This window comes from Castellaniella hirudinis (assembly GCF_047468865.1).
GTDB classification, from domain to species: domain Bacteria; phylum Pseudomonadota; class Gammaproteobacteria; order Burkholderiales; family Burkholderiaceae_B; genus Castellaniella; species Castellaniella hirudinis_A.
Map to the genome: position 1 here is coordinate 133,235 of NZ_JBLGTV010000006.1, position 20,625 is coordinate 153,859.

The following is a 20,625-nucleotide window of genomic DNA, read 5'->3' on the forward strand; positions in this document are numbered from 1 at the left end:
AACTCCGGCACTGTGGACGAGTTTCTGGCCGCGTCCGCGTCGCGCCTCATGTAGGCGCGTGGATTGAAACCGGTGCCCGTAGCTGCCGAGCTGTTGCGGCTGCATAGTCGCGCCTCATGTAGGCGCGTGGATTGAAACGCCCGTGTCGTGCAGCGGCGCGGCCCAGGAGCCGGGTCGCGCCTCATGTAGGCGCGTGGATTGAAACGACGGGCTTATTGGCGAAGTGGATGAATTGTGGCGGTCGCGCCTCATGTAGGCGCGTGGATTGAAACGATCAGGTGGGCCAGAGCTTGACGGACGCCCTATGTCGCGCCTCATGTAGGCGCGTGGATTGAAACTTGATCTTTCGTTTGTCGCCTACCCACCACGGGCTGGTCGCGCCTCATGTAGGCGCGTGGATTGAAACGCTGAAAGCAAGCGATGCGCCAGACGCATCCGGCGTCGCGCCTCGTGTAGGCGCGTGGATTGAAACATTTCTTCGGGTGTCATGTGGCCCATATAGCCAAGGTCGCGCCTCATGTAGGCGCGTGGATTGAAACACCACGCCGGTGGTCACCATGCAACCCCCGACCCTGGTCGCGCCTCATGCAGACGCGTGGATCGAAACATCAGCTACAGCTCGCCTGACATTAACCAGCAAATGCTCGCATCACGGACAGTGACCGGCTGTATCCAAAGCGGAGGCAGGCGATAGTTGTCGCGGCTCAGTGTGATGTTTCCGTAACTGAACCGTCTTCTCCGGCGACCGCTCCCAGCGCCTCATTACCTTGCCGCTCCCATCGCTTCAAATCCAGATACAGCCGCCGCGCACTTTCCTGGTAGCCGTCCCGGGTGAAGTGCACCAGATCCTTGCCGACCAGGCCGCGCGCCTGCCAATCCAGCATGGGGCAAGCCCCGCCCTGGGCGCTTTCCCAATCCCAATACAGCGTGTGCTGGGATTTGGCCACGGTCAATTGGGCTTGCTTGACCGTCTTGTGGTGTAGTGGGCGTCGCTGGGCACAAGGCAGATGCTCGTTCGTGGCGGCGCGCAGGGCGTCGGGGGCGGCAATCAGCAGGACAGCGGCGCGAGGCAGCGCGGCGCGCACGACGCGGATGCCTTCTTCCAGCGTGGCCCGCAGGGCGGCGGGATCCAGATCCGGGTCGAAGGATTCGTTCGTGCCGTAGGCAATGATGACCAGGTCGGCCCGGGTCGCGGCCAATTGGGCGGGCCAGTCGGCTTGCCATTTTCCCCAGATGCCTTGGCGTGCGCCGTTTGTTCCGATGGGCGAGATCAGCACGCCGTGCCGGGTTTCTTTTTCCAACCAGATGCCGCCGAGTTCGGTTTTGCCCGCGTCGGCGGCCGTCAGGGTAAAGGGCAGTTGCACACGGGTGCTCAAGTAGCGCCATCCGCCGATGCGGGGGGCGGCGGCTTGCCGGGCCGACAGGGCGTGGCGCTGGGCGCCGCTTTGCAGCAGCAGCGGACGGGCGTCGGCGGTTTGACGCAGCAGCAGGGTGGCCCGGTAGGGCTGGTCGTCCGGCTGGTGGGCGTCGACGCGTATCCAGGCGTTTTTCCGGGCGGCCTGGGCAATATAGCCGCCCAACGGGAAATGGTCGGATTCGTCGGTGCGGCTACTGGTCAGCCGCCAGTTCTTGGATTGGATCTTGATCAGGCTGTGCCCCATGCCGCGCACGTTCATGGGGGTGATCCAGCCGATGCCGGCATCGCCGAGATCGGTGCGCAGGCGGGCTCGCAGGCCTTTGGTGAAGGTGTCGGAGGCGGTGTGCGAATCACCCAGCTGCACGATGCGCAAGACTGTATCGGCTTGCTTTCCCGCCCGCAGGCGCTGTCGCAGCCGGTCGGCGTTGGGGTCGCCAAAATCCTGCAGGCCCAGGTGCCGGGCCGGCCGCTGGTAGTCCGGGGGCGGGGCCGGCGAGGGCGATGGCGCGGACGCTTCTGGGGGCGGGGGGGCGGTGCAACTGCCCAGCAGCAGGCTGCCGCCCATGATGCCCAGGACGGCCAGCAGGCGGGAAGTCGATCGAAAAATGGAATGGCGGGTCACAGGGTGCATCCAGGAATCAAGGGGTTTCGGGGTTGCTGGCGTCCCGTTGGGCCTGCAGGGCCGGCGCCGCGACGGGCTGGATGCGCGCCAGGATCGCCTGGGCCAGCAGTTTTTGCCCCGCGACGGTGAAGTGCACGCCGTCGTCGATGCGGATCTTCACCTTTTTGTCGTCGATGTCGGCATAGGCATTGAAGCGGCCTTCGGTCTGCCCCAGCACTTGGTTGCTGTCGATGAGCATGCCGTGGGCGGTCTGGACTTCGGCGGCGTACAGGCTGTTCAAGTATTGCATGCCGCTGTCCAGTTTCTGGTTTTTCATCGCCGGCACTTGCAGCCAGATGATGGCGGCCTGGTGCGTCCTGGCCGTGTCCAGCAGGGCGCGAATGCGTGCGCGGTACGCGGTCTCCCAGGCTTCGGACTTGAATTTCGCGTAGGGCTGGCCTTTTTCCACGGCGAAGGCCCAAGGGTCGTTGGGCCCCAGAAAGACCACCATCAAGCGGATGTCCGGGTGCTGCGCGAAGGTGTTTTGCACCGTTTTGGGCCAGTCGAAAAAACCGGGATACGCCAGGCCTGTGCTCTGCTTGCTCAGATCCAGGCTGTCGATGCCGTATTCCTTGGTCAGGATGCGGCGCACATGGGGGGCCACGCCTTGCATCATCGAATCCCCGACAAAGAAAACGCGGTCTGTTTTGTCCAGCGCGATCGTTCCGCCGGCCTGCGCCCAGGTCGCGGGTTTCCCCGCCGGGGCGGCGGCCATGATGGTCGGCGCCATGACGGGCGGCGCCGTGGCGGCCGACACGGGTTCGGGCGGCGATTCGAGCATCGATCCGGCCGCCGGCTCGGGGCTTGCGGTGCGCTGTGCCGCAGGCCTGGGCTGGGCCTGGGAGGCCGGCAATGACGCCGGGTTGGCGGCCGGCGCGGGGCGCTTGCCTGGTGGTGCGACGGGCGCGGGTTCGGGCGTTGAAGCAGATATCGGCTGTCTCGGCGCAGCGGCGGACGGCGCGGCGCTCGCCCCGGGCGCAGACTGCCACAGTTGGCTGAAGACCTGCGCGGCGTGCGCGTCGAACTGGCGCCAGCGGTCGGCCCAGGCTTGCCGCTTGGCGGTCATGTCCTGCTGCCATTGTCCGCCCAGCTGCCAGGCGGGCCAGGCAGACCAGGCCGCCCAGCGCGGTTCCTGGTGGTAGGTTTGACGCCAGTATTCGTTGACCGACCCTTGCATCAGCCAGACCAGGACGGCGGCCACCGTGGCCAGGGTGGCGAACAGGCCCAGCAGCGCCTGGGCCAGCGATGATGCCGCTGGCCGGGCGGGCGGGGTTTGGGGTTTAGAAGCTGGCATAGATAAAGGCGGGGATTCCCGGCGGCGACAGAGACAAGGCCAGCCATCCCAGCAGGCCGATGATCGGGGGCAGCGCGGCGCCGGGCAGGCGGTGGCTGTTGTCCAGCCCCCATTGTGTCATCCGCGCCGCCAGGGGATAGAGCCGCAGGGCCACCCACATCCCCAGCAGATACAGGGGCGAATTGAACTGCAGGGCCTGGTTGTAGTGGGTGCACAGGGTGTTCAGGAAAGCCAGGCTCTGATCCAGGTCGGTGCTGCGGAAAAAGATCCAGGCCGCGGAGACCAGCAGGAAAGTACAGACATGGGCCAGCACCGGCGTGACTTGCTGGATGCGGTCGCGGCCCAGCCAGCGGTCGCCGATATTCAGCAGCACCATGCCCAGGCCATGGATGCCGCCCCAGATAAGGAAATTGGCGCTGGAACCATGCCACAGGCCGGAAAGCAGCATGGCGATCATCAGATTGGCCTGGGTGCGCCACCAGCCGTGGCGCGACCCGCCCAGCGGGATGTACAGATAGTCGCGTATCCAGGTGGATAGGCTGATGTGCCAGCGTTCCCAGAAATGCCGCAGATTGCCGGCCGCGTAAGGGGCGCGGAAATTGACCGGCAGGGTGAATCCCAGCAGCAGGGCCAGCCCGGTGACCAGATCCGTGTAGCCGGAAAAATTCAGATACAGCTGCCACGAGTAGGCCAGCAGGCCCAGCAGGGCGTCCAGGGCATGGTAGCCGGCCGGGTTGGCGAATACCGGGTCGGCCCAGGTGTCGGCCAGCCAGGCCCCCAGGTAGACCACCTTGAGCAGGGCCAGCGCGATCAGCAGCAGGCCCTTGCGATATTGCAACAGCTGGCGCGGGCTGTTGCAGTCGATTTGCGGCAAAAAAACCCGGGCCCGGTTGATGGGGCCCGCCACGACGCTGGGGAAAAAGGCCAGGTAGAGCGCCAAGGCGGGCAGGGAGGCCGCCTGAATCTCTGCGCGCTGCAGGGAGACCAGGTAGCTGATCGAATGGAAGGTGTAGAACGAAATCCCCAGCGGAACCATGATCTGGAGGGCGGGCACCCAGGGGGCGAGACCCGCCGCCGTCAGGGCGGCGTTGATGCCGTCGCGGAAAAAATCGAAATACTTGAATGTCGCCAGGTTCAGGACGGCCAGAACCAGGGCCAGGGCCAGGCCGGCGCGGTTTTTTTCCCGGGTGCGCAGGATCAGCAGGCCGCAGGCGTGGATGCCCGCGGTGTACGCAATGATCATCAGCGCGAACCAGGGATGCGCGCTGGCCAGGATGAAATAGCTGGCGGCCAGCAGCAGCGTGTTCTGCACGTCGGGCCAGCGGACACAGCTCCAGTACAGGATCAGGAACAGCAGGAAGAAGCCGGAAAATTCCAGCGAAAGAAAGCTCATGGGGGTCGTGTGGCCGGACAATCGTGGGATTGTAGTCCGCGCGAGGCGGCGCTGCCGCGCTGCCGTCGGGGTCGGCTGATCGGGGCGCTGGAGAATTTTCCCTAAACAAATAACAAAAAGTTATATAAAAGGTGTTTCATATTCCATATAATAGTTTCTCTAATTGGGCTATGGCATATGAATCTTCAGCAATTTCGGTTTGTCCGGGAAACCATCCGGCGCAACTACAACCTGACGGAAGCGGCGCGCGCCCTGTATACCTCGCAGCCAGGGGTTTCCAAGGCCATCATCGAGTTCGAGGACGAACTGGGCATCAAGATCTTCGAACGCCACGGCAAGCGGCTCAAGGGCTTGACCAAGCCGGGGCTGGCGGTGTCCGGCGTGATCGACCGCATCATGCGCGAGGTGGACAACCTGAAAAAGGTCAGCGACGAGTTCGCCCAGCGCGATGAAGGCGCCCTGGTGATCGCCTGCACCCACACCCAGGCGCGCTACTTGCTGCCGCGAGTGATTCCGTCGTTTCGGGCGCGGTTTCCCAAGGTTCATGTGTCCCTGGCCGAGGGCAACCCCGAGCACCTGGCCAAGCTGGTGCTGCACGAGCAGGCCGATATCGCCATCGCCACCGAAACCCTGGCCGACACGCCGGGCCTGGTGGCCCTGCCGGTCTACTGCTGGGAGCACACCCTGGTGGTGCCGCCCGATCATCCCTTGACCAGCCTGACGTCCAGCGCGGCGCGCAACCTGTCGCTGGAACACCTGGCGCAATACCCCATTGTGACCTATGACCGCGCGTTTTCCGGCCGCCGGGCGATTGACGCCGCCTTCGAGCAGGCGGGCATCACGCCCGACATCGTGCTGGAGGCCATCGACGCCGACGTGGTCAAGACCTATGCCGATATCGGCCTGGGCATCGGCATCATCGCCGGGGTGGCCTTCGATCCGCGCCGCGACAAGGGCCTGGTGGGGCTGCCCGCCGGCCACTTGTTTGGCAAACACACCACCAGCGTGGCCATCAAGCGCGGCGTATTCCTGCGCGACTTTGTCTATGTGCTGCTCGAAATGCTGGCGCCCGAACTCAGCCGCGAACGGGTGTCCGAAGTCATTTCCCAGCCGACCCCGGCCATCCGCCAAGTCGCCTGACACGCCTGATTGGCCTGCCCGGCGCGTGCGCGGCCCTGGCTTCGGCGGCCGGGGCGCTGTCCGCCGAGATAAAACGTTGACCAACCGGACGGGACACGCGGATCGTGTCCCGTTTTTGCGTGCGCGGAACCTGACCATCGTATGTCTCAAGTGTGACGAACTAAAAAATATCCCTGATCGCAATTGATTTTCTAAATAAGAATCATTATTATTTCAAATCATAGAAAGAACAATTTCAATTGGTTCAGGAGTCATCCCCATGGAGCAGTCACAAGTCAATGCCTTGGTCGTCGGTGCGGATCGCCTGGGAAACATTCCCGATTTGCTGCGTGATCACAATATCGCCATCTCGCATCACATCAGCGGCCGCGATACGGCCCACCAGAAAAAAGCTCCCAGTCTGCCGTCCGGCACCGATCTGGTCATTTTGCTGACGGATTTCCTGGGGCATAACGTGATGAAGACGTTTCGTGCCGCCGCGCAGCGCGCCGGCATCCGGGTCATGACGTGCCGCCGCTCGGTGTGCAGCATGCAGCAAGCCCTGGATCAGTGCGGATTCTGTAAAAGCACTGTGTGTCCGTTGCGTTCCCAGGCGTCAGCCCGGCGCTTGGCCCACGCGCACTGAGGCGCGCTCCGATCCAGCGGTTTCCTGTGCGCGTATTCATGGCTTGGCCCGGGCGCGCTCCGCCAGACGATGGGGGCGGTAAGCCCCCATTTTCAGCAGCGGGTTGCCGTCGAATGTCTTAGCGGATGGGGATTTCGTGTCTGGACGGGTGCAGGCCCGCCCGGCGCATTGTCGGGCCGTGTTGTCGGTTCAGAGCCATTCGGTGGCGCGGGCCATGAAAAATGCCGGGGCATCCCCGGCATTTTTCATGGCGGCCCTCAGCGCTGCGCCGTGGCGGACTGGGGCTTCAGCCGGCGCGCGCCGTTGTAGCGCTTGCGCCAATAGGCGATGTCCATGCTTTCGACCCGGATGGCCGCCCCCGAGCGCGGGGCGTGGACGAATTTCTTGTCTCCCAGGTAGATGCCCACATGAGAGAAGCGGCGCCCCAGGGTGTTGAAGAACACCAGGTCGCCGCGGCGGAGCTCGTTGCGATCGATCGAGATGCCTGCCTGGGCCTGGCCGCTGGCGGTGCGGGGCAGCTTCAGCCCCAGGGATTTTTCGGCGGCGTAGGCCACCAGGCCGCTGCAGTCGAAGCCTTCGCCGGGCGCGTCCCCGCCGTAGCGGTACTTGACCCCCAGGAACTTGAGCGCCGTGTTGGCCAGGGTTTTGGGGGCGGGGGTGGCGTGCCGCGAGGTGGACTGGGGATAGTCGAGCGCCAGGCTGTCTTTGCTGTCCAGCCAGGCGCCCAGCGGGTCGGCCTGGGTGGACAGCAGATAGCTGTCGCGCAGCAGGTGGTTGGAACCGGCATCCGCGGTCTGGCGGGGTTGGGTGGTGGCGCAACCGGCCAGCACCACCAGGCCAGCGCACAGGCACAGCCTGGCCCAGCGAGACAACGAAATCGGAGAGAATGATCTGGCGTGGGCGGCGTGTGGCGGTGGCATGGTTTTTTAGCGGGTGTCGTGCGGTCTTGTTGGTGGATTACCCAGCCAGCGGGTAGCCCGAAGATTCTAATAGATGAGGCCAGTCAGGTAAAGCTGTGAATCCGACCAGCGAATTCCAGCCGGGCGTTCAGCCAGCCGCGCAGGGCATTGGAAACCCGCAGCGCCGGGGCGGTTTCCAAATCCAGGCGGCTGAGTGGGGCCTCCCGTGCCCGGCCTTGATCCAGCAGCCATTGGCGCTGTACGCCCGGCAGCAGTCCATTGGCCAGGGGCGGCGTCAGCCAGCCGCCTTGGGGATCGCGGACATACAGGTTGCAGCGGCTGCCTTCGCACGGGGCGTCGGCCTGGTTGCAGAACAGCAGATCAAAGTGCGTTGGATGTCGCTGCAGCCAGTCCTGGGCGGCGGCAAACCAGGGCCTGTGGGTGGTTTTGTGTCGTAGCCAGACATTGTGCTGATCCAGGGCCGAATCGCTTGCCCGCGTCGTCAGGACGTGGTCGGCCCAAGCCAATTGCACCGGTTCCGGGGTGGCCGGCAGGGGGCTGTGCTGGATGGCGCATTGGCCGTCTGCCTGCAGCAGCAGCCGAAGACGCCAGACAGCCGGGCCGCTTGCATCGTCCGGCTCGGCGGTTTGGGGCGTCCGGGCCGGTTCGGCCGGGTGCTTCAGGCGGCGTATGGCCTCGGCGATCTGCGCGTCGATGTGTCTGGGATCCACCGGATAGCCCAGCGCCTGGGCCGACATCAGCAGCCGGGCGCGGTGTCCGGGCCACAGCGCGATTTGGCCATCGGCCAGTCGCATCGTTTCAATCAGGGCGGGCGGGGTCTGCGGCATGGGCGTGGCGGATGTTCAAGGCGCTGGCTTGCCGGCGGCATTCCAGCCATTCAGGATGCGGGCCTTCCAGTGGCATTCCTGCCATTCCTGGTCGGCGTCGGAATCGAAGACGATCCCGCCGCCCACGCCGAACTGGGCGCGCCGGCCATGCAGTTCCAGGGTGCGGATGGCGACGTTCAGTGAAAAGTCTCCGTCGGGGGCCAGCCAGCCCACGCTGCCGCAGTAAATTCCCCGGCGGCGGCCTTCCAGGCTGCGGATGGCCTGCATGGCCGCCAGTTTGGGCGCGCCGGTGATGGAACCGCAGGGAAACAGGGCCCGCAGGATGTCGGCCAGCGACGCCCCCGGGGCCTCGGCCTGGATGGACGAGGTCAGCGTCCAGACCGATGGGTAGGCTTCCAGGTCGAACAGGGCGGGCACCTGGACGCTGCCGGGCGTTGCGATGCGGCCCAGGTCGTTGCGCAGCAGATCCACGATCATCAGGTTTTCGGCGCGGTTTTTCTCGCTGCGCAGCAGGGCCTGGCCGGCGGCCCGATCCTGAATGGGGTCGGTGTGGCGCGGGGCCGTGCCTTTCATGGGGCGGGTATACAGGGTGTTGCCGCGCCGGGCCACGAACAGTTCCGGCGACAGGGACAGCACCTGGCGCGCGCCGTCCTGGATGAATGCGCCATGCGCCACGGGGTGCTGCCGGATCAGGGCGTGATAGGCCTGATCCGGGGGCAGCGCCGCCGGCCAGTCCAGCTGCAGCGCGATGGTGTGGTTGATCTGGTAATAATCGCCTCGGGCGATGCCCTGGCGGATGGCCGCGATGGCCAGGCGGTATTGCGCCAAGGTCTGGCTGGCCTGTGCGTCGTGGATGGCCCAGTGGGTATCGTCCGGGTCGGCGGGCGACGGACGGGCGGCGTGGGCGATCCGGCGCCGGGGGTCGGGGCGCTGGCCCTGTTCGCTGGCCTGCCGGAACACCAGGGCTGTCAGGCGGGGCTGGGGCTCGATCGGCTGGGTCGGTCGCGGCGCGGCGGGCGGGTCGTTCAGCCAATCGCCCAATTCGTAGTCCAGCAGCAAGGCCACCCAGTGGCCCTGCCGGCCGGCCTGCGCGATGGCGGCCCAGGCATCGGGCAGGTCGGCCTGGCGGTGCACGGCAATGCGTTCGGCTGGCTGATCCAGGCGCAGCGACCAGCCCGATAAGGCGTCGTCGAAGCGGCATGCCGCCGGGCGGCGGTGATCCTGCCGGGCGCCGGCGGCGTCCTGGACGGCGCAGGGGGTCTCCAGGGCGGGGCTCATGCGGCCGCCGCCTGGCGCTGCAGGAATTCGGCCAGGATGCGGCCGGTGTGCGTGCTGTCCCGGCAGATATCTTCCGGGCTGCCCTGGGACACGACCCGGCCCCCCTGGTCGCCACCTTCGGGGCCCAGGTCGATGATCCAGTCGGCTTCCGCCATGACGTCCAGGTTGTGTTCGATGACCACCACGGTGTGGCCCGCATCCACCAGCCGGTGCAGTACGCCGATCAGCTTTTCCACATCGGCGGTGGACAGGCCCACCGTGGGCTCGTCCAGCACGTACAGAGTGTGCGGGATGCGCGAGGCTCGGCCGGTGCGGATCACGCCCTCGTCCAGGTGCGCCTTGGTCAGTTCGGTCACCAGCTTGATGCGCTGGGCTTCGCCGCCCGACAGGGTGGGTGAAGGCTGGCCCAGGGTCAGGTAGCCCAGCCCCACGTCCTGCATCAGCTGCAGGGCGCGAGCGACTTTGCGGTGCGCCGCGAAATGTCCGATGGCGTCGTCCACTTCCATGCGCAGCACGGCGCCCGCGTTCAGCTGGTTCCATTGCACGGCCAGGGTTTCGTGGTTGAAGCGCGCCCCGTGGCAGGCTTCGCAGGGCACTTTGACATCGGGCAGGAAACTCATTTCGATGGTGCGCATGCCCTGGCCGTCGCATTCGGGGCAGCGGCCCGCCCCCGTGTTGAAGGAAAAGCGCGAAGCCGTCCAGCCGCGCAGCTTGGCATCGCGCGTGCTGGCGTACAGCTTGCGGATGTCGTCCCAGAAGCCGATATAGGTGGCGGGGCAGGATCGGGGGGTCTTGCCGATCGGGGTCTGGTCGACTTCCAGCACGCGGTCGATGGCTTCCCAGCCCCGGATGTCGCGGCAGCCCTGCCAGGGGGTGCTCAGGCGGCTGCCCACCCGGCGGCTGAGATTGTCCAGCAGGACGTCGCGCGCCAGGGTGGATTTGCCGGACCCCGACACCCCGGTCACCACGCTAAGACGCCCCAAGGGGATGCGTGCCCGGGCGCGGCGCAGGTTGTGCAGGGTGGCGTCCACGATTTCGACGGCCGGGGTTTGCTTGTCCACCGCGCGGCGCGGCTGCATGGGGTGGATCAGGGGCTGGCGCAGGTAGCGCCCCGTCAGGGACGCCGGGTGGCGGGCGATGTCGTCCACGCGGCCCTGGGCCACCACCATGCCGCCGCGCACGCCGGCCCCCGGGCCGATGTCGATGACGTGGCCGGCGCGGCGGATGGTGTCTTCGTCGTGTTCCACCACCACCAGGGTATTGCCATTGCCTTCCAGGCGGGCCAGGGCGTCCAGCAGGATGCGGTTGTCGCGCGGATGCAGCCCGATGGTGGGCTCGTCCAGCACATAGCACACGCCCTGCAGGTTGGAGCCCAGCTGCGCGGCCAGGCGGATGCGCTGGGCTTCGCCGCCCGACAGGGTGGGCGCGGCGCGATCCAGCGCCAGATAGCCCAGCCCCACGTCCATCATGAAGTTCAGCCGCCCGCGGATTTCCGCCAGGATGTCGCGGGCGATCTCGGCCTCGCGCCCCTGGATGCCCAGGCTCAGGAAAAAGCGCTGGGCGTCGCTGACGGGCAGGGCGGCCAGATCCGCGATGGAGAGATCCCGCCAGCGAAACGCCAGCGCCACCCGGTTTAGGCGCTGGCCTTGGCACTGCGGGCAGGCCGCCAGGGGGGCGTCGCCGTCTTCCAGCCAGCCGGCTTCCTCGCCGGTCTGGTCGGCGGTGAAGCCCGCCAGCGCCAGCCCGGTGCCGAAGCAGCCGGGGCACCAGCCGTGGCGCGAATTATAGGAAAACAGGCGCGGGTCGGGTTCCGGGAAGCTGGTGCCGCACTCCGGGCAGGCGCGCTTGATGGAAAAGGTCAGAACCAGGGGGTGGGGCGCCAGGCCGGCGGCGCGGCGGGCGGCGAGATCCGGCCCGGGGGCGGTCAGCCCGCACAGCGCCCGGAAAGTGCCGTGGCCCAGCACCAGCGCCTCGCGCACGGCGTCGCGCAGAGCGGCTTCGTCGCGCACGTCTACGATCAAGTCGCGCACCGGCAGTTCGATGGTGTGTTCCTGATAGCGATCCAGCCGGGGCCAGGGCTTGACGGGGGTGAATTCGCCGTCCACCCGCAGGTGGCTGTGACCGTGGCTGGCGGCCCATTTGGCCAGGTCGGTGTAGTAGCCCTTGCGCGCCGTCACCAGCGGGGCCAGCAGGCCGATGTGGTCGCCCGCGTGGTCGCGCAGCAGCTGGGCCACGATTTGATCCGCGGTCTGCGGGGCCACCGGCACCTGGCAATCCGGGCACATCTGCGTGCCCAGGCGCACGTACAGCAGGCGCAGGAAGTGGTGGATTTCCGTCATGGTGGCGACGGTGGATTTGCGCCCGCCCCGGCTGGTGCGCTGCTCGATGGCCACGGTGGGCGGAATGCCGTAGATGGCGTCCACGTCGGGTTTGCTGGCGGGCTGCACGATAGCCCGCGCATAGGCGTTCAGGGATTCCAGATAGCGCCGCTGGCCTTCGTTGAACAGGATATCGAAGGCCAGGGTGGACTTGCCCGAGCCTGATACCCCGGTGATGACCGTGAAGGTGTCCCGGGGAATGTGGACGTCGATGCCTTTCAGGTTGTGCTCACGGGCGTTGACGATTTGGATATCGCGGCTGAACGCGGGCTGCGCCGAGGCCGGGGCGGGCTCTTGCAGCGTCAGGGCGGGGTTGTCCAGCTGCCGCAGATAGTCGGCCAGCGCCTGGCCCGTGTGGGAGTCTGGATGCCGCATGAGGGTGTCCGGGGTGCCCTGGGCCATGACCCGCCCCCCCTGGTCGCCGCCTTCGGGGCCCAGGTCGATGACCCAGTCGGCGGCGCGGATCACGTCCAGATTGTGTTCGATGATCAGCAGCGAATGGCCGGCCGCCAGCAGCTTGCGAAAGGCCTGCATCAGGCGCGCGATGTCGTCGAAATGCAGGCCGGTGGTGGGCTCGTCGAACAACAGCAGATTGCCCTTCAGCAAATGCTGCGGGGCGCGGGATTTAGCGGCCTTGGCCAGGTGGCCGGCCAGTTTCAGGCGCTGGGCTTCGCCGCCTGACAGGGTGGGCACCGGCTGGCCCAGGCGCACATATTCCAGGCCCACGTCGGCCAGCGGGGCCAGCCCCCATTGCACGTCGCGCAGACCCTTGAAGAAATCCAGGGCCTCGCTGACGGTCATGTCCAGCACCTCGTCGATGGAGGCGCTGCGGCCCAGGTGTTCGATGCGCGCTTCCAGGATCTGGGGCCGGAAGCGGCGGCCGTCGCAATCCGGGCAGCGCAGGTAGACGTCCGACAGAAACTGCATTTCGACGTGTTCAAAGCCCGTGCCGCCGCAGCCGGGGCAGCGGCCGTCGCCCGAGTTGAAGCTGAAGGTGCCGGGGGTGTAGCCGCGCTCCTGCGACAGGGGGGCGGCCGCGAACAGCTTGCGGATGGCATCGAAGGCCCCGACATAGCTGGCGGGGTTGGAGCGGGCGGTCTTGCCGATGGGGGTCTGATCCACCAGCATGACGTCGGCGATCTGCTCGGCCCCCAGCAGCGTGTCGAATGCGCCCGGGGCTTCGGTGGGCCGCCCCAGGTGCTTGAGCAAGGCGGGGTACAGCACATCCTGCACCAGGGTGGATTTTCCGGAACCCGACACCCCGGTCAGGCAGACCAGACGGCCCAGGGGTAAGGACAGGTCGATGTTTTGCAGGTTGTTGGCCCGCACCCCCTGCAGCAGCAGGCGCGGGGTGTTGTCGGCCACGGGCATGGGGCGCGGGGCCTCGATGCGCTGCCGGCCGCTGAAGTAGCGCCCGGTCGGCGTGTCGGCGGCGGCCAGCTGGGCCGGGCTGCCGTCGAAAATGATCTGCCCGCCGCGTTCGCCCGGCCCGGGGCCGACGTCCAGGATACGGTCGGCGGCCACCATCACCTGGGGGTCGTGTTCGACCACCACCAGCGTATTGCCGTGGTTGCGCAGCCGCCGCATGACCTGGACGATGCGGTGAATGTCGCGCGGGTGCAGGCCGATCGAGGGCTCGTCCAGCACGAACAGGGTATTGACCAGGGACGTGCCCAGGGCCGTGGTCAGGTTGATGCGCTGGACTTCGCCGCCGGACAGGGTGCGGCTTTGGCGATCTAGCGACAGATAGCCCAGACCCACGTCGCACAGAAAGCGCAGCCGGGTGCGCACTTCGTCCAGCAGTTCGATCAAGGCGTCGTCCAGCGCCTGGCCGAGTTCGATGGCGTCGAACCAGTCGCGCACCCGTTCGATGGGCAGACGCATCAAGTCGTGCAGCCCCAGGCCCGGCAGCGCGGCCAGCTGGCCGGTCGTCCAGTGCGTCCCGGCCGGGCTGAAGCGCGGATAGCCGGGAATCGGCTGGGTGTCGCGCCCCAGGCGCCACAGGCCGGCCTCGGGTTTCAGCCGGGCCCCCCGGCATTGCGGGCAAGGGGTATAGCTGCGGTATTTGGACAGCAGCACGCGCACGTGCATGCGATACGACTTGGTTTCCAGCCAGTCGAAAAACCGCTGGATGCCGTACCACTGGCGTTTCCAGGCCGATGGCCCGCCTTTCCAGTCCGGGGCGCCGTGGATGACCCAGGATTTTTCGGCGGCGTTCAGGTCTTGCCAGGGGACATTCAAGCGGATGCCCGCCTTGGCGGCGTATTTTCCCAGTTCTTCCTGGCATTCGTGGTAGCTGGGGGTTTGCCAGGGCTTGATGGCCCCGTCCTTCAGGCTGCGGCGCTCGTCCGGGATGACCAGGCCGTAGTCGATGCCCATGACGCGGCCAAAGCCTTTGCAGGCTTCGCAGGCCCCCAGGGGCGAATTGAAGGAAAAGGTGCTGGGCAGCGGCGTGCTGTATTCGATGTCGCAGTGGGCGCAGTGCAGGCCCGCGCTGAAGCGCCAGACGGTTTCCTGGCCGTCGTCCCGCAGGGCGAACACGGTCAGGCGTCCCTTGCCCTGGTGCAGGGCGGTTTCCAGGGCCTCGTCCACCCGGGCGGCTTCGGCATTGCCCAGCCGGAAACGATCCTGCACCACGAACAAGCGGCGGGTGCCCGCCGAAGCCGGGGCCGTGCGGCTGGATGTGTCGGCAGGCGTGTGCACCCGGGTATAGCCCTGCTGCTGCAGGAAGCCGCGGATTTCGTCTTCGGTGAAGTTGTCCGGCACGGCGACCGGGAAGGCGACGACCAGGCGCGGGTCGTCTTGCGCGCACAGCGCGTCCAGCTGCTGCCGGATGCTGGCCGGGTTGTCGCGCTGAACCTGGCGCGCGCACTGGGCGCAGTGCAGGTGCCCCGCGCGGGCGTACAGCAGCTTCAGGTGGTCGTTCAGCTCGGTCATGGTGCCCACGGTGCTGCGCGAATTGCGCACCGGGTTGACCTGGTCGATGGCAATCGCGGGCAGGATGCCTTCGATGCGATCCACCCGGGGCTTGTCCATGCGATCCAGGAACTGGCGCGCATAGGGCGAAAAGGTTTCGACATAGCGGCGTTGGCCTTCGGCATACAGGGTGTCGAAGGCCAACGAGGATTTGCCCGAACCCGACACCCCGGTGATCACCAGCAATTCGCCGGTCTGGATGGTGACATCCAGGTTCTTCAGGTTGTTCTGGCGGGCACCAAAAATACGGATGGGTGCGTTCATGGCATCATCATAATCTTCTCCCCGGGATATTTGCTAAAATGCCATGTTTCGCATATTGCCCGCTTCGGAGAACCTCATGGCAGAAATCAAACGCACCCGGCGCAACACGCTAGAACGCCGTTGCTTAGGCAAGGCTTTCAAGCGTCTTTTCGTGCGCGCCCCCAAAGGCGTCTTCAAGATGCTCGAAAAGGTCAAGCGCGTCTGATTCGCGCCCGGCCCGCCGTATTGTTTTCATACAATTCGGCCTCATGGAAACCACGGATACGACAGTCCGTGGTTTTTTTTTGCCGCTATCATGGTTCGCATCAGTCGGCTGAGTCCAGCCTTGCGGGTGGCTGTCGCCCGCAGTTTCGGCATGGCAGCCCATTACAAGACAGAGGAGCCCATTTGCATGGCAGGCTGGCGTCACTTGTTCACCGTGCTGACCCCCACTTACAACCGGGCGCATACGCTGCAGCGCGTGTACCTGTCGCTGCGCGAACAGTCCTTCCAGGACTTCGAGTGGGTCATCATCGACGATGGCTCCACCGACCACACGCGCGATCTGGTGCAGGCCTGGCAGGCCGAGGCCAGTTTTCCCATCCGCTACACCTGGCAAGCCAACCAGCACAAGAAAACCGCCTTCAACAATGGGGTGCGCCAGGCCCGTGGCGAGTGGCTGGTGGCCATCGACAGCGACGACGAACTGGATCCGAATGCCTTGTATCAGATGGCTTCCGTTTGGGACCAGATTTCACCGGCGCAGCGCCATCGCTATGTGGCGATCACCGGTTTGTGCGCCCGGCCGGACGGGCGCATCGTGGGGGATATGTACCCGCGGGATGTGATGGACATCACGTCGCTGGACATGACGTTCCGCCACCATGTGCGGGGTGAGAAATTCGGTTGTCTGCGCACCGACGTGCTGCGCCAGTTTCCTTTTCCCGAGGACATCCCGGGTTTTGTCCCCGAGAGCCTGGTCTGGCGGGCCATCGCCCGGGCGGGCTACCTGACCCGCTTCGTCAATCAGGTGTTCCGGGTATATCACGACAGCCCCGACAGCCTGTCCCGTCAGGGCCAGGCGGCCGACAGCAGCCGGCACGCCCTGGGCCTGTGGCTGCTGGCCTATGACACGGTGGAATGCTGTCTGCCGTGGCTGCGCTACCAGCCGGTGGCGTTTCTGAAGGCGGCGGCGCGCTATACCCGGTTTTCCCTGCACCTGCGCCAGCGGCATCTGGCCCGGCCCGGCGGGCGGCAGCTGACCCACCTGGGCGCGCGTTGCCTGGTGCTGTGCATGTGGCCGGTCGGGCTGGGCCTGTTCGTGCGCGATTGCGTGGCCGACAACACGAAATAACAGGGCGCGGGCGCCCCGGCGTCCGCGGCATTCCGGGCCGCAGCAGGCCCGGCCCCGGCGGCGCCCGGGCTTACGGCCCGGCCGGGCGGTCGTCCGATCCGGCGGGGTCGTTGTCCGGTTCGTCCAGTTCCGTGGGGTCGTCCTGGTCGTCGGGTTGCGGGTCGTCGGCCAACTGGAAAGGCAGCAGTTCGGCCAGGTCGTCCGACCAGCCGGTTTCTTCGCCGTCGGCATCCACCTTGATATAGCGGCAGCCCTCCAGTGCGCTGAGTTGAATGGCCCAGAGGAATTCGCAGTCGATGGGCTCACCGTCGGACAGGTCGAGCCCGCCCTGGTTGCCGACGAACCGGGCGCCGGGGCCGCCCGCCTGGACACGCGGGCAATCGTCATCGTCATCCGGCCCCAGGGGCAGGGCGAACAAGGCCCATTCGTAGTCGTCGTCGGTTTCGACCACGATTTCGGCGATGACCGGCTTGCCCATGTAAGCGCACAGGGCGTCGGCGGTGCGTCCCAGGAGATCCGCGTCTGTATCGGTGAAGTGTAGGGTCATGGAAGCCTCCGGCTGCGGTGTCGTTCCCGCCATTATCGCCGTTCCCGGCGCACGCGGGGGCGCCGGCCGGCCGGTGCTTTTGCCCGGTCCGGCCTACAATACTGGCTTTGTGCGGCCAAATCCCTTGGCCACAGCTTTGACGGTGACGCCATGGCACAGTATGTATATTCAATGAACCGGGTGGGCAAGATCGTGCCGCCCAAGCGCCAGATTCTGCGCGATATTTCCTTGTCGTTTTTTCCCGGCGCCAAGATCGGCGTGCTGGGTCTCAATGGCTCGGGCAAGTCCACGCTGCTGAAAATCATGGCGGGGGTGGACAAGGATATCGAGGGTGAAGCCATTCCTATGGCGGGCCTGAACATCGGCTACCTGCCCCAGGAACCCCAGCTCGACCCGGATCATAACGTGCGCCAGGCGGTCGAGGCCGGCCTGGGCAAGGTATTCGAGGCCCGCAAGCGGCTGGACGAGGTATATGCCGCCTATGCGGACGAGGACGCCGACTTCGATGCGCTGGCGGCCGAGCAGGCCGAACTCGAAGCTGTGATCGCGGCGGCGGCCACCAGCGGCAGCGACGATATCGAAACACAAATGGAAATCGCCGCCGATGCCCTGCGCCTGCCGCCCTGGGAGGCTGCGGTGGCCACCTTGTCCGGCGGCGAGAAGCGCCGGGTGGCGCTGTGCCGCCTGCTGCTGTCCAAACCCGACATGCTGCTGCTGGACGAACCCACCAACCACCTGGATGCGGAATCCGTGGAATGGCTGGAAGTCTTTTTGCGGCAGTTTCCCGGTACGGTGGTGGCGGTAACCCATGATCGTTATTTCCTGGACAATGCGGCCGAATGGATTCTGGAATTGGATCGCGGGCACGGCATCCCCTGGAAGGGCAACTACAGTTCCTGGCTGGAACAAAAAGAAGACCGCCTGAAACACGAGGAAGCCGCCGAGTCCGCCCGCCAGCGCACCATCAAGAAAGAGCTGGAATGGGTGCGGCAAAACCCCAAGGGCCGCCAGGCCAAGGCCAAGGCGCGTCTGGCGCGCTTCGAGGAGCTGTCTTCGCACGAATACCAGAAACGCAACGAGACCCAGGAAATCTTCATTCCGGTGGCCGAGCGCCTGGGCAGCGAAGTCATTGAATTCGCCAACGTGTCCAAGTCGTTCGGCGATCGCCTGCTGATTGACGACCTCAGCTTCAAAGTGCCGCCCGGGGCGATTGTCGGGATCATCGGGCCCAACGGGGCGGGCAAGTCCACGCTGTTTCGCATGATTGCCGGGCAGCAGGCGCCGGATTCGGGCGAGGTGACGCTGGGCCAGACGGTCAAACTGGCGTTTGTGGATCAGTCGCGCGATGCCTTGCCGGACGACAAGAGCGTGTTCGATGCGATTGCCGATGGCGCGGATCTCCTGACGGTGGGCCGCTTCGAGATGCCGGCGCGGGCGTATCTGGGGCGCTTCAATTTCAAGGGCGGCGACCAGAACAAGCAGGTGGGCAAGCTGTCGGGGGGCGAGCGCGGGCGCCTGCATCTGGCCAAGACGCTGATTGCGGGCGGCAATGTGCTGCTGCTGGATGAGCCGTCCAATGACCTGGATGTGGAAACGCTGCGGGCGCTGGAAGACGCCTTGCTGGAATTCGCGGGGTCGGTGCTGGTGATCAGCCACGACCGCTGGTTCCTGGATCGCATTGCGACGCATATTCTGGCGTTCGAGGGGGATTCCAAAGTCGTGTTCTTTGATGGCAACTACCAGGAATACGAGGCGGACAAGCGCCAGCGGCTGGGCGAGGAAGCTTCCCGACCCAAGCGGATTCGATATAAGGCGCTGAAATAAGCGGGTATCCACGGGTGGAATAAGCGGGTATCCATGGGTGGAAGTCGAGCGCCCGCCTCGTTTTTCGGGTGCCTTGCTGTGTTTTTGCGGTCTTTCGCCGTGGATCGGTGGGCGGGCCGTCATTTGGCGGCTGCACCGGGAGGCGGGATGATCGAAGGAGCGGGGTGATGAAATATATGGATTTGAGCCAGGCGCTGGTGTCGGCGGAGACCAGCCTGCTGCTGATCGTGGATATGCAGGAAAAACTGCTGCCCGCGATTCAGGATGCGGATGCCTTGTGCGGTCGGGTGGCGCGGTTGGCGCAGGCGGCGCGGCTGTTGTCGGTGCCGGTGTGGGCCACGGAGCATTGGCCCGGGAAAATCGGGCCGACGCGGCCGGGGCTGTTGTCCGCCGAGGATACGGTTGTAACCAAAACATATTTCAATGCCTGCCGGGAGCCCGGGTTTTTGCCGCATTGGCCCGCCCGGCGCCGACGAGTGCTGCTGACCGGCACCGAGGCCCATATCTGCGTGTTGCAGACAGGGCTGGGGCTGGCGCAGGCGGGTTTCGATCCTGTGCTGGTGGTCGACGGGATCGGGTCGCGCCGGGCGTCGGACCGGACGGAGGCCTGCCGCCGCTGGCGACGCTATGGCTTGGAAACCGTCACGATGGAGATGGTCATGTATGAATGGCTGGAAACTCCGGCCAATCCGGCTTTTCGGCAGGTGTTGGCGCTGGTCAAGTAGCGGGTCTGCGGCGCGCGGGGCGGGCGCCGGCCCGGGGGCCGGTCGGCGGCGGGGGCGGGTTGCCGCCTCTTGTTGCCGCCTCTTTTGGGGATGGGACAGGTGCTCACCAAACTGTACAACGAGCTTACAATTTAAAGAAAGGCTTCCCGTTATAACGGAAATAGGTTACAACTCACTGGAGTCTTTTATGATGATTCGCGCGCTTGTTAAATTCAGTGCTGTATTGATTGTGGTGGGCGCCATGGCCGGTTGTTCTTCTTGGGACAACATGAGCCATCGCCAGAAATCCGCCGTGACCGGGGCCGGGATCGGCGGCGTTGCTGGCGCAGTGGTCACCGGCGGTGGGGTTTTGGGCACAGTAGGTGGTGCCGCCATCGGCGGGGTCATTGGCGACCAAGTCGGAAAAAACAAATAAGCCATCTATTCTCCTTTCATGCCTGCACATCCCCATGTCTTTTATCGTTCGTTCCACTGGTTGATGCTCGGGCTGGGCGTCGCGCTGCTGTCGGCGTGCGCCTCCATGTCCGAAAGTGAATGCTTGACGGCCGATTGGGTCGATCAAGGCATGCGGGATGGCCGCCAGGGCTACGCCGTCACGCGGGTGGCGGATCACTACGAGGCCTGTGCAGGGGTCGGGGTGGTGCCCGATACGGCCCAATATCGCCAGGGCTACGACAAAGGCATTGCGCAGTATTGCACCCCCGAAAACGGGGCTAACCAGGGGCGGGCGGGGCGCTCGTATCGCGGGGTTTGCCCGGCGCACCTGGAAGCCGCTTTCCTGGCGCCGTATCGACATGGGCTGGCCGTCTATAACGCCCAGCAGCGGGTCGAGCGCCTGAACAACGAATCCCGGCAGCTGCAGTACACGCTGGATAAGGAAAAAGACCCGGACAAGCAGCGGCGCCTGCGCAACCAGTTGCGGGATTTGGACGACAGCTTGCGGCGGGCGCGGGCCGATCTGGCCAATATTGATCGGAACCGGCCCTATTGATCCACTTGCGGGCAGGGGCTTATATGTGCTTC

The 20,625-nt window shown here is 65.7% G+C and carries 15 protein-coding genes, 2 pseudogenes and 1 CRISPR repeat array (1 of these 18 running past the window's edge); of the genes and pseudogenes, 8 read left to right on the forward strand and 9 right to left on the reverse strand.

The features are described from left to right. Window positions 1-607: direct repeats of the CRISPR family, unit length 32 nt; unit sequence GTCGCGCCTCATGTAGGCGCGTGGATTGAAAC; it begins 699 nt to the left of the window's first position. A 97-nt stretch (window positions 608-704) separates the two neighbouring features. The 3 genes from ACMHYJ_RS09705 to ACMHYJ_RS09715 are packed head-to-tail and all read right to left on the reverse strand — an operon-like array spanning window position 705 to window position 4,765. Next, the gene (locus ACMHYJ_RS09705) at window positions 705-2,039 is read right to left on the reverse strand and encodes a GDSL-type esterase/lipase family protein (protein WP_414245970.1); all 1,335 of its coding nucleotides are present in this window, start codon (window positions 2,037-2,039) and stop codon (window positions 705-707) included. Window positions 2,040-2,055: 16 nt separating this feature from the next. After that, window positions 2,056-3,372 (reverse strand): DUF459 domain-containing protein, encoded by a 1,317-nt coding sequence (locus tag ACMHYJ_RS09710; protein WP_414245971.1) that lies wholly within the window; start codon window positions 3,370-3,372, stop codon window positions 2,056-2,058. Next, the gene (locus ACMHYJ_RS09715) at window positions 3,359-4,765 is read right to left on the reverse strand and encodes an MBOAT family O-acyltransferase (protein WP_414245972.1); all 1,407 of its coding nucleotides are present in this window, start codon (window positions 4,763-4,765) and stop codon (window positions 3,359-3,361) included. Before ACMHYJ_RS09715 ends, ACMHYJ_RS09710 begins: the two co-directional genes overlap by 14 nt. A 177-nt stretch (window positions 4,766-4,942) precedes the next feature. Here ACMHYJ_RS09715 and ACMHYJ_RS09720 point away from each other — a divergent pair, with 177 nt between their 5' ends. Then, window positions 4,943-5,905, forward strand: a complete 963-nt coding sequence (locus ACMHYJ_RS09720) for a CysB family HTH-type transcriptional regulator (protein ID WP_414245973.1) — start codon at window positions 4,943-4,945, stop codon at window positions 5,903-5,905. A 259-nt stretch (window positions 5,906-6,164) separates the two neighbouring features. Beyond that, window positions 6,165-6,530, forward strand: coding sequence for a DUF2325 domain-containing protein (locus ACMHYJ_RS09725; RefSeq protein WP_414245974.1), 366 nt, complete (start codon window positions 6,165-6,167; stop codon window positions 6,528-6,530). Window positions 6,531-6,787: 257 nt separating this feature from the next. Here the strand turns inward: ACMHYJ_RS09725 and ACMHYJ_RS09730 are convergent, their stop codons facing one another. The 5 genes and pseudogenes from ACMHYJ_RS09730 to uvrA form a co-directional block, all read right to left on the reverse strand. Then, a complete protein-coding gene (locus ACMHYJ_RS09730; RefSeq protein ID WP_414245975.1) occupies window positions 6,788-7,450 on the reverse strand; it encodes a C40 family peptidase in 663 nt (220 codons plus the stop codon). Window positions 7,451-7,533: 83 nt separating this feature from the next. Beyond that, window positions 7,534-8,277 (reverse strand): aminotransferase class IV, encoded by a 744-nt coding sequence (locus ACMHYJ_RS09735; RefSeq protein WP_414245976.1) that lies wholly within the window; start codon window positions 8,275-8,277, stop codon window positions 7,534-7,536. Between the two features lie 15 nt (window positions 8,278-8,292). Continuing rightward, window positions 8,293-9,555, reverse strand: a complete 1,263-nt coding sequence (gene pabB / locus ACMHYJ_RS09740; RefSeq protein ID WP_414245977.1) for an aminodeoxychorismate synthase component I — start codon at window positions 9,553-9,555, stop codon at window positions 8,293-8,295. Next, window positions 9,552-12,185 (reverse strand): annotated as a pseudogene (locus tag ACMHYJ_RS09745) (excinuclease ABC subunit UvrA); the annotation flags it as partial. The gene pabB and the pseudogene ACMHYJ_RS09745, both read right to left, overlap by 4 nt. 78 nt (window positions 12,186-12,263) lie before the next feature. After that, window positions 12,264-15,173 (reverse strand): annotated as a pseudogene (uvrA, locus tag ACMHYJ_RS09750) (excinuclease ABC subunit UvrA); the annotation flags it as partial. Between the two features lie 76 nt (window positions 15,174-15,249). Between uvrA and ACMHYJ_RS09755 the strand changes: the two are divergent. Further along, the gene (locus tag ACMHYJ_RS09755; protein ID WP_003803595.1) at window positions 15,250-15,378 is read left to right on the forward strand and encodes a hypothetical protein; all 129 of its coding nucleotides are present in this window, start codon (window positions 15,250-15,252) and stop codon (window positions 15,376-15,378) included. Between the two features lie 186 nt (window positions 15,379-15,564). After that, on the forward strand, window positions 15,565-16,506 hold the full coding sequence (locus ACMHYJ_RS09760) for a glycosyltransferase family 2 protein (RefSeq protein WP_414245978.1): 942 nt from the start codon (window positions 15,565-15,567) through the stop codon (window positions 16,504-16,506). A gap of 70 nt (window positions 16,507-16,576) precedes the next feature. On the opposite strand, the gene ACMHYJ_RS09765 is transcribed toward ACMHYJ_RS09760, so the two are convergent. Beyond that, window positions 16,577-17,053 carry a hypothetical protein gene (locus ACMHYJ_RS09765; RefSeq protein ID WP_414245979.1) on the reverse strand — a complete coding sequence of 159 codons (477 nt, stop codon included), beginning with the start codon at window positions 17,051-17,053 and terminating at the stop codon, window positions 16,577-16,579. 150 nt (window positions 17,054-17,203) lie between these two features. Here ACMHYJ_RS09765 and ettA point away from each other — a divergent pair, with 150 nt between their 5' ends. The 4 genes from ettA (at window position 17,204) to ACMHYJ_RS09785 (ending at window position 20,593) form a co-directional block, all read left to right on the forward strand. Further along, window positions 17,204-18,877 (forward strand): energy-dependent translational throttle protein EttA, encoded by a 1,674-nt coding sequence (ettA, locus tag ACMHYJ_RS09770; protein WP_414245980.1) that lies wholly within the window; start codon window positions 17,204-17,206, stop codon window positions 18,875-18,877. A gap of 167 nt (window positions 18,878-19,044) precedes the next feature. Beyond that, on the forward strand, window positions 19,045-19,602 hold the full coding sequence (locus ACMHYJ_RS09775; RefSeq protein WP_414245981.1) for an isochorismatase family protein: 558 nt from the start codon (window positions 19,045-19,047) through the stop codon (window positions 19,600-19,602). Window positions 19,603-19,789: 187 nt separating this feature from the next. Beyond that, window positions 19,790-20,017: a hypothetical protein gene (locus ACMHYJ_RS09780; protein ID WP_414245982.1), complete on the forward strand. Its 228-nt coding sequence runs from the start codon at window positions 19,790-19,792 to the stop codon at window positions 20,015-20,017. Window positions 20,018-20,035: 18 nt separating this feature from the next. Beyond that, entirely contained in the window at window positions 20,036-20,593 is a 558-nt protein-coding gene (locus tag ACMHYJ_RS09785; RefSeq protein WP_414245983.1) for a DUF2799 domain-containing protein, read from the forward strand. Window positions 20,594-20,625 lie beyond the last annotated feature (32 nt).

Bases quoted from the DNA above. Each gene is read 5' to 3' on its own strand.
- ACMHYJ_RS09710 (WP_414245971.1), bottom strand. From the start codon at position 3,372: ATGCCAGCTTCTAAACCCCAAACCCCGCCCGCCCGGCCAGCGGCATCA.
- ACMHYJ_RS09715 (WP_414245972.1), bottom strand. From the start codon at position 4,765: ATGAGCTTTCTTTCGCTGGAATTTTCCGGCTTCTTCCTGCTGTTCCTG.
- ACMHYJ_RS09720 (WP_414245973.1), top strand. From the start codon at position 4,943: ATGAATCTTCAGCAATTTCGGTTTGTCCGGGAAACCATCCGGCGCAAC.
- ACMHYJ_RS09725 (WP_414245974.1), top strand. From the start codon at position 6,165: ATGGAGCAGTCACAAGTCAATGCCTTGGTCGTCGGTGCGGATCGCCTG.
- ACMHYJ_RS09730 (WP_414245975.1), bottom strand. From the start codon at position 7,450: ATGCCACCGCCACACGCCGCCCACGCCAGATCATTCTCTCCGATTTCG.
- ACMHYJ_RS09735 (WP_414245976.1), bottom strand. From the start codon at position 8,277: ATGCCGCAGACCCCGCCCGCCCTGATTGAAACGATGCGACTGGCCGAT.
- pabB (WP_414245977.1), bottom strand. From the start codon at position 9,555: ATGAGCCCCGCCCTGGAGACCCCCTGCGCCGTCCAGGACGCCGCCGGC.
- ACMHYJ_RS09755 (WP_003803595.1), top strand. From the start codon at position 15,250: ATGGCAGAAATCAAACGCACCCGGCGCAACACGCTAGAACGCCGTTGC.
- ACMHYJ_RS09760 (WP_414245978.1), top strand. From the start codon at position 15,565: ATGGCAGGCTGGCGTCACTTGTTCACCGTGCTGACCCCCACTTACAAC.
- ACMHYJ_RS09765 (WP_414245979.1), bottom strand. From the start codon at position 17,053: ATGACCCTACACTTCACCGATACAGACGCGGATCTCCTGGGACGCACC.
- ettA (WP_414245980.1), top strand. From the start codon at position 17,204: ATGGCACAGTATGTATATTCAATGAACCGGGTGGGCAAGATCGTGCCG.
- ACMHYJ_RS09775 (WP_414245981.1), top strand. From the start codon at position 19,045: ATGAAATATATGGATTTGAGCCAGGCGCTGGTGTCGGCGGAGACCAGC.
- ACMHYJ_RS09780 (WP_414245982.1), top strand. From the start codon at position 19,790: ATGATGATTCGCGCGCTTGTTAAATTCAGTGCTGTATTGATTGTGGTG.
- ACMHYJ_RS09785 (WP_414245983.1), top strand. From the start codon at position 20,036: ATGCCTGCACATCCCCATGTCTTTTATCGTTCGTTCCACTGGTTGATG.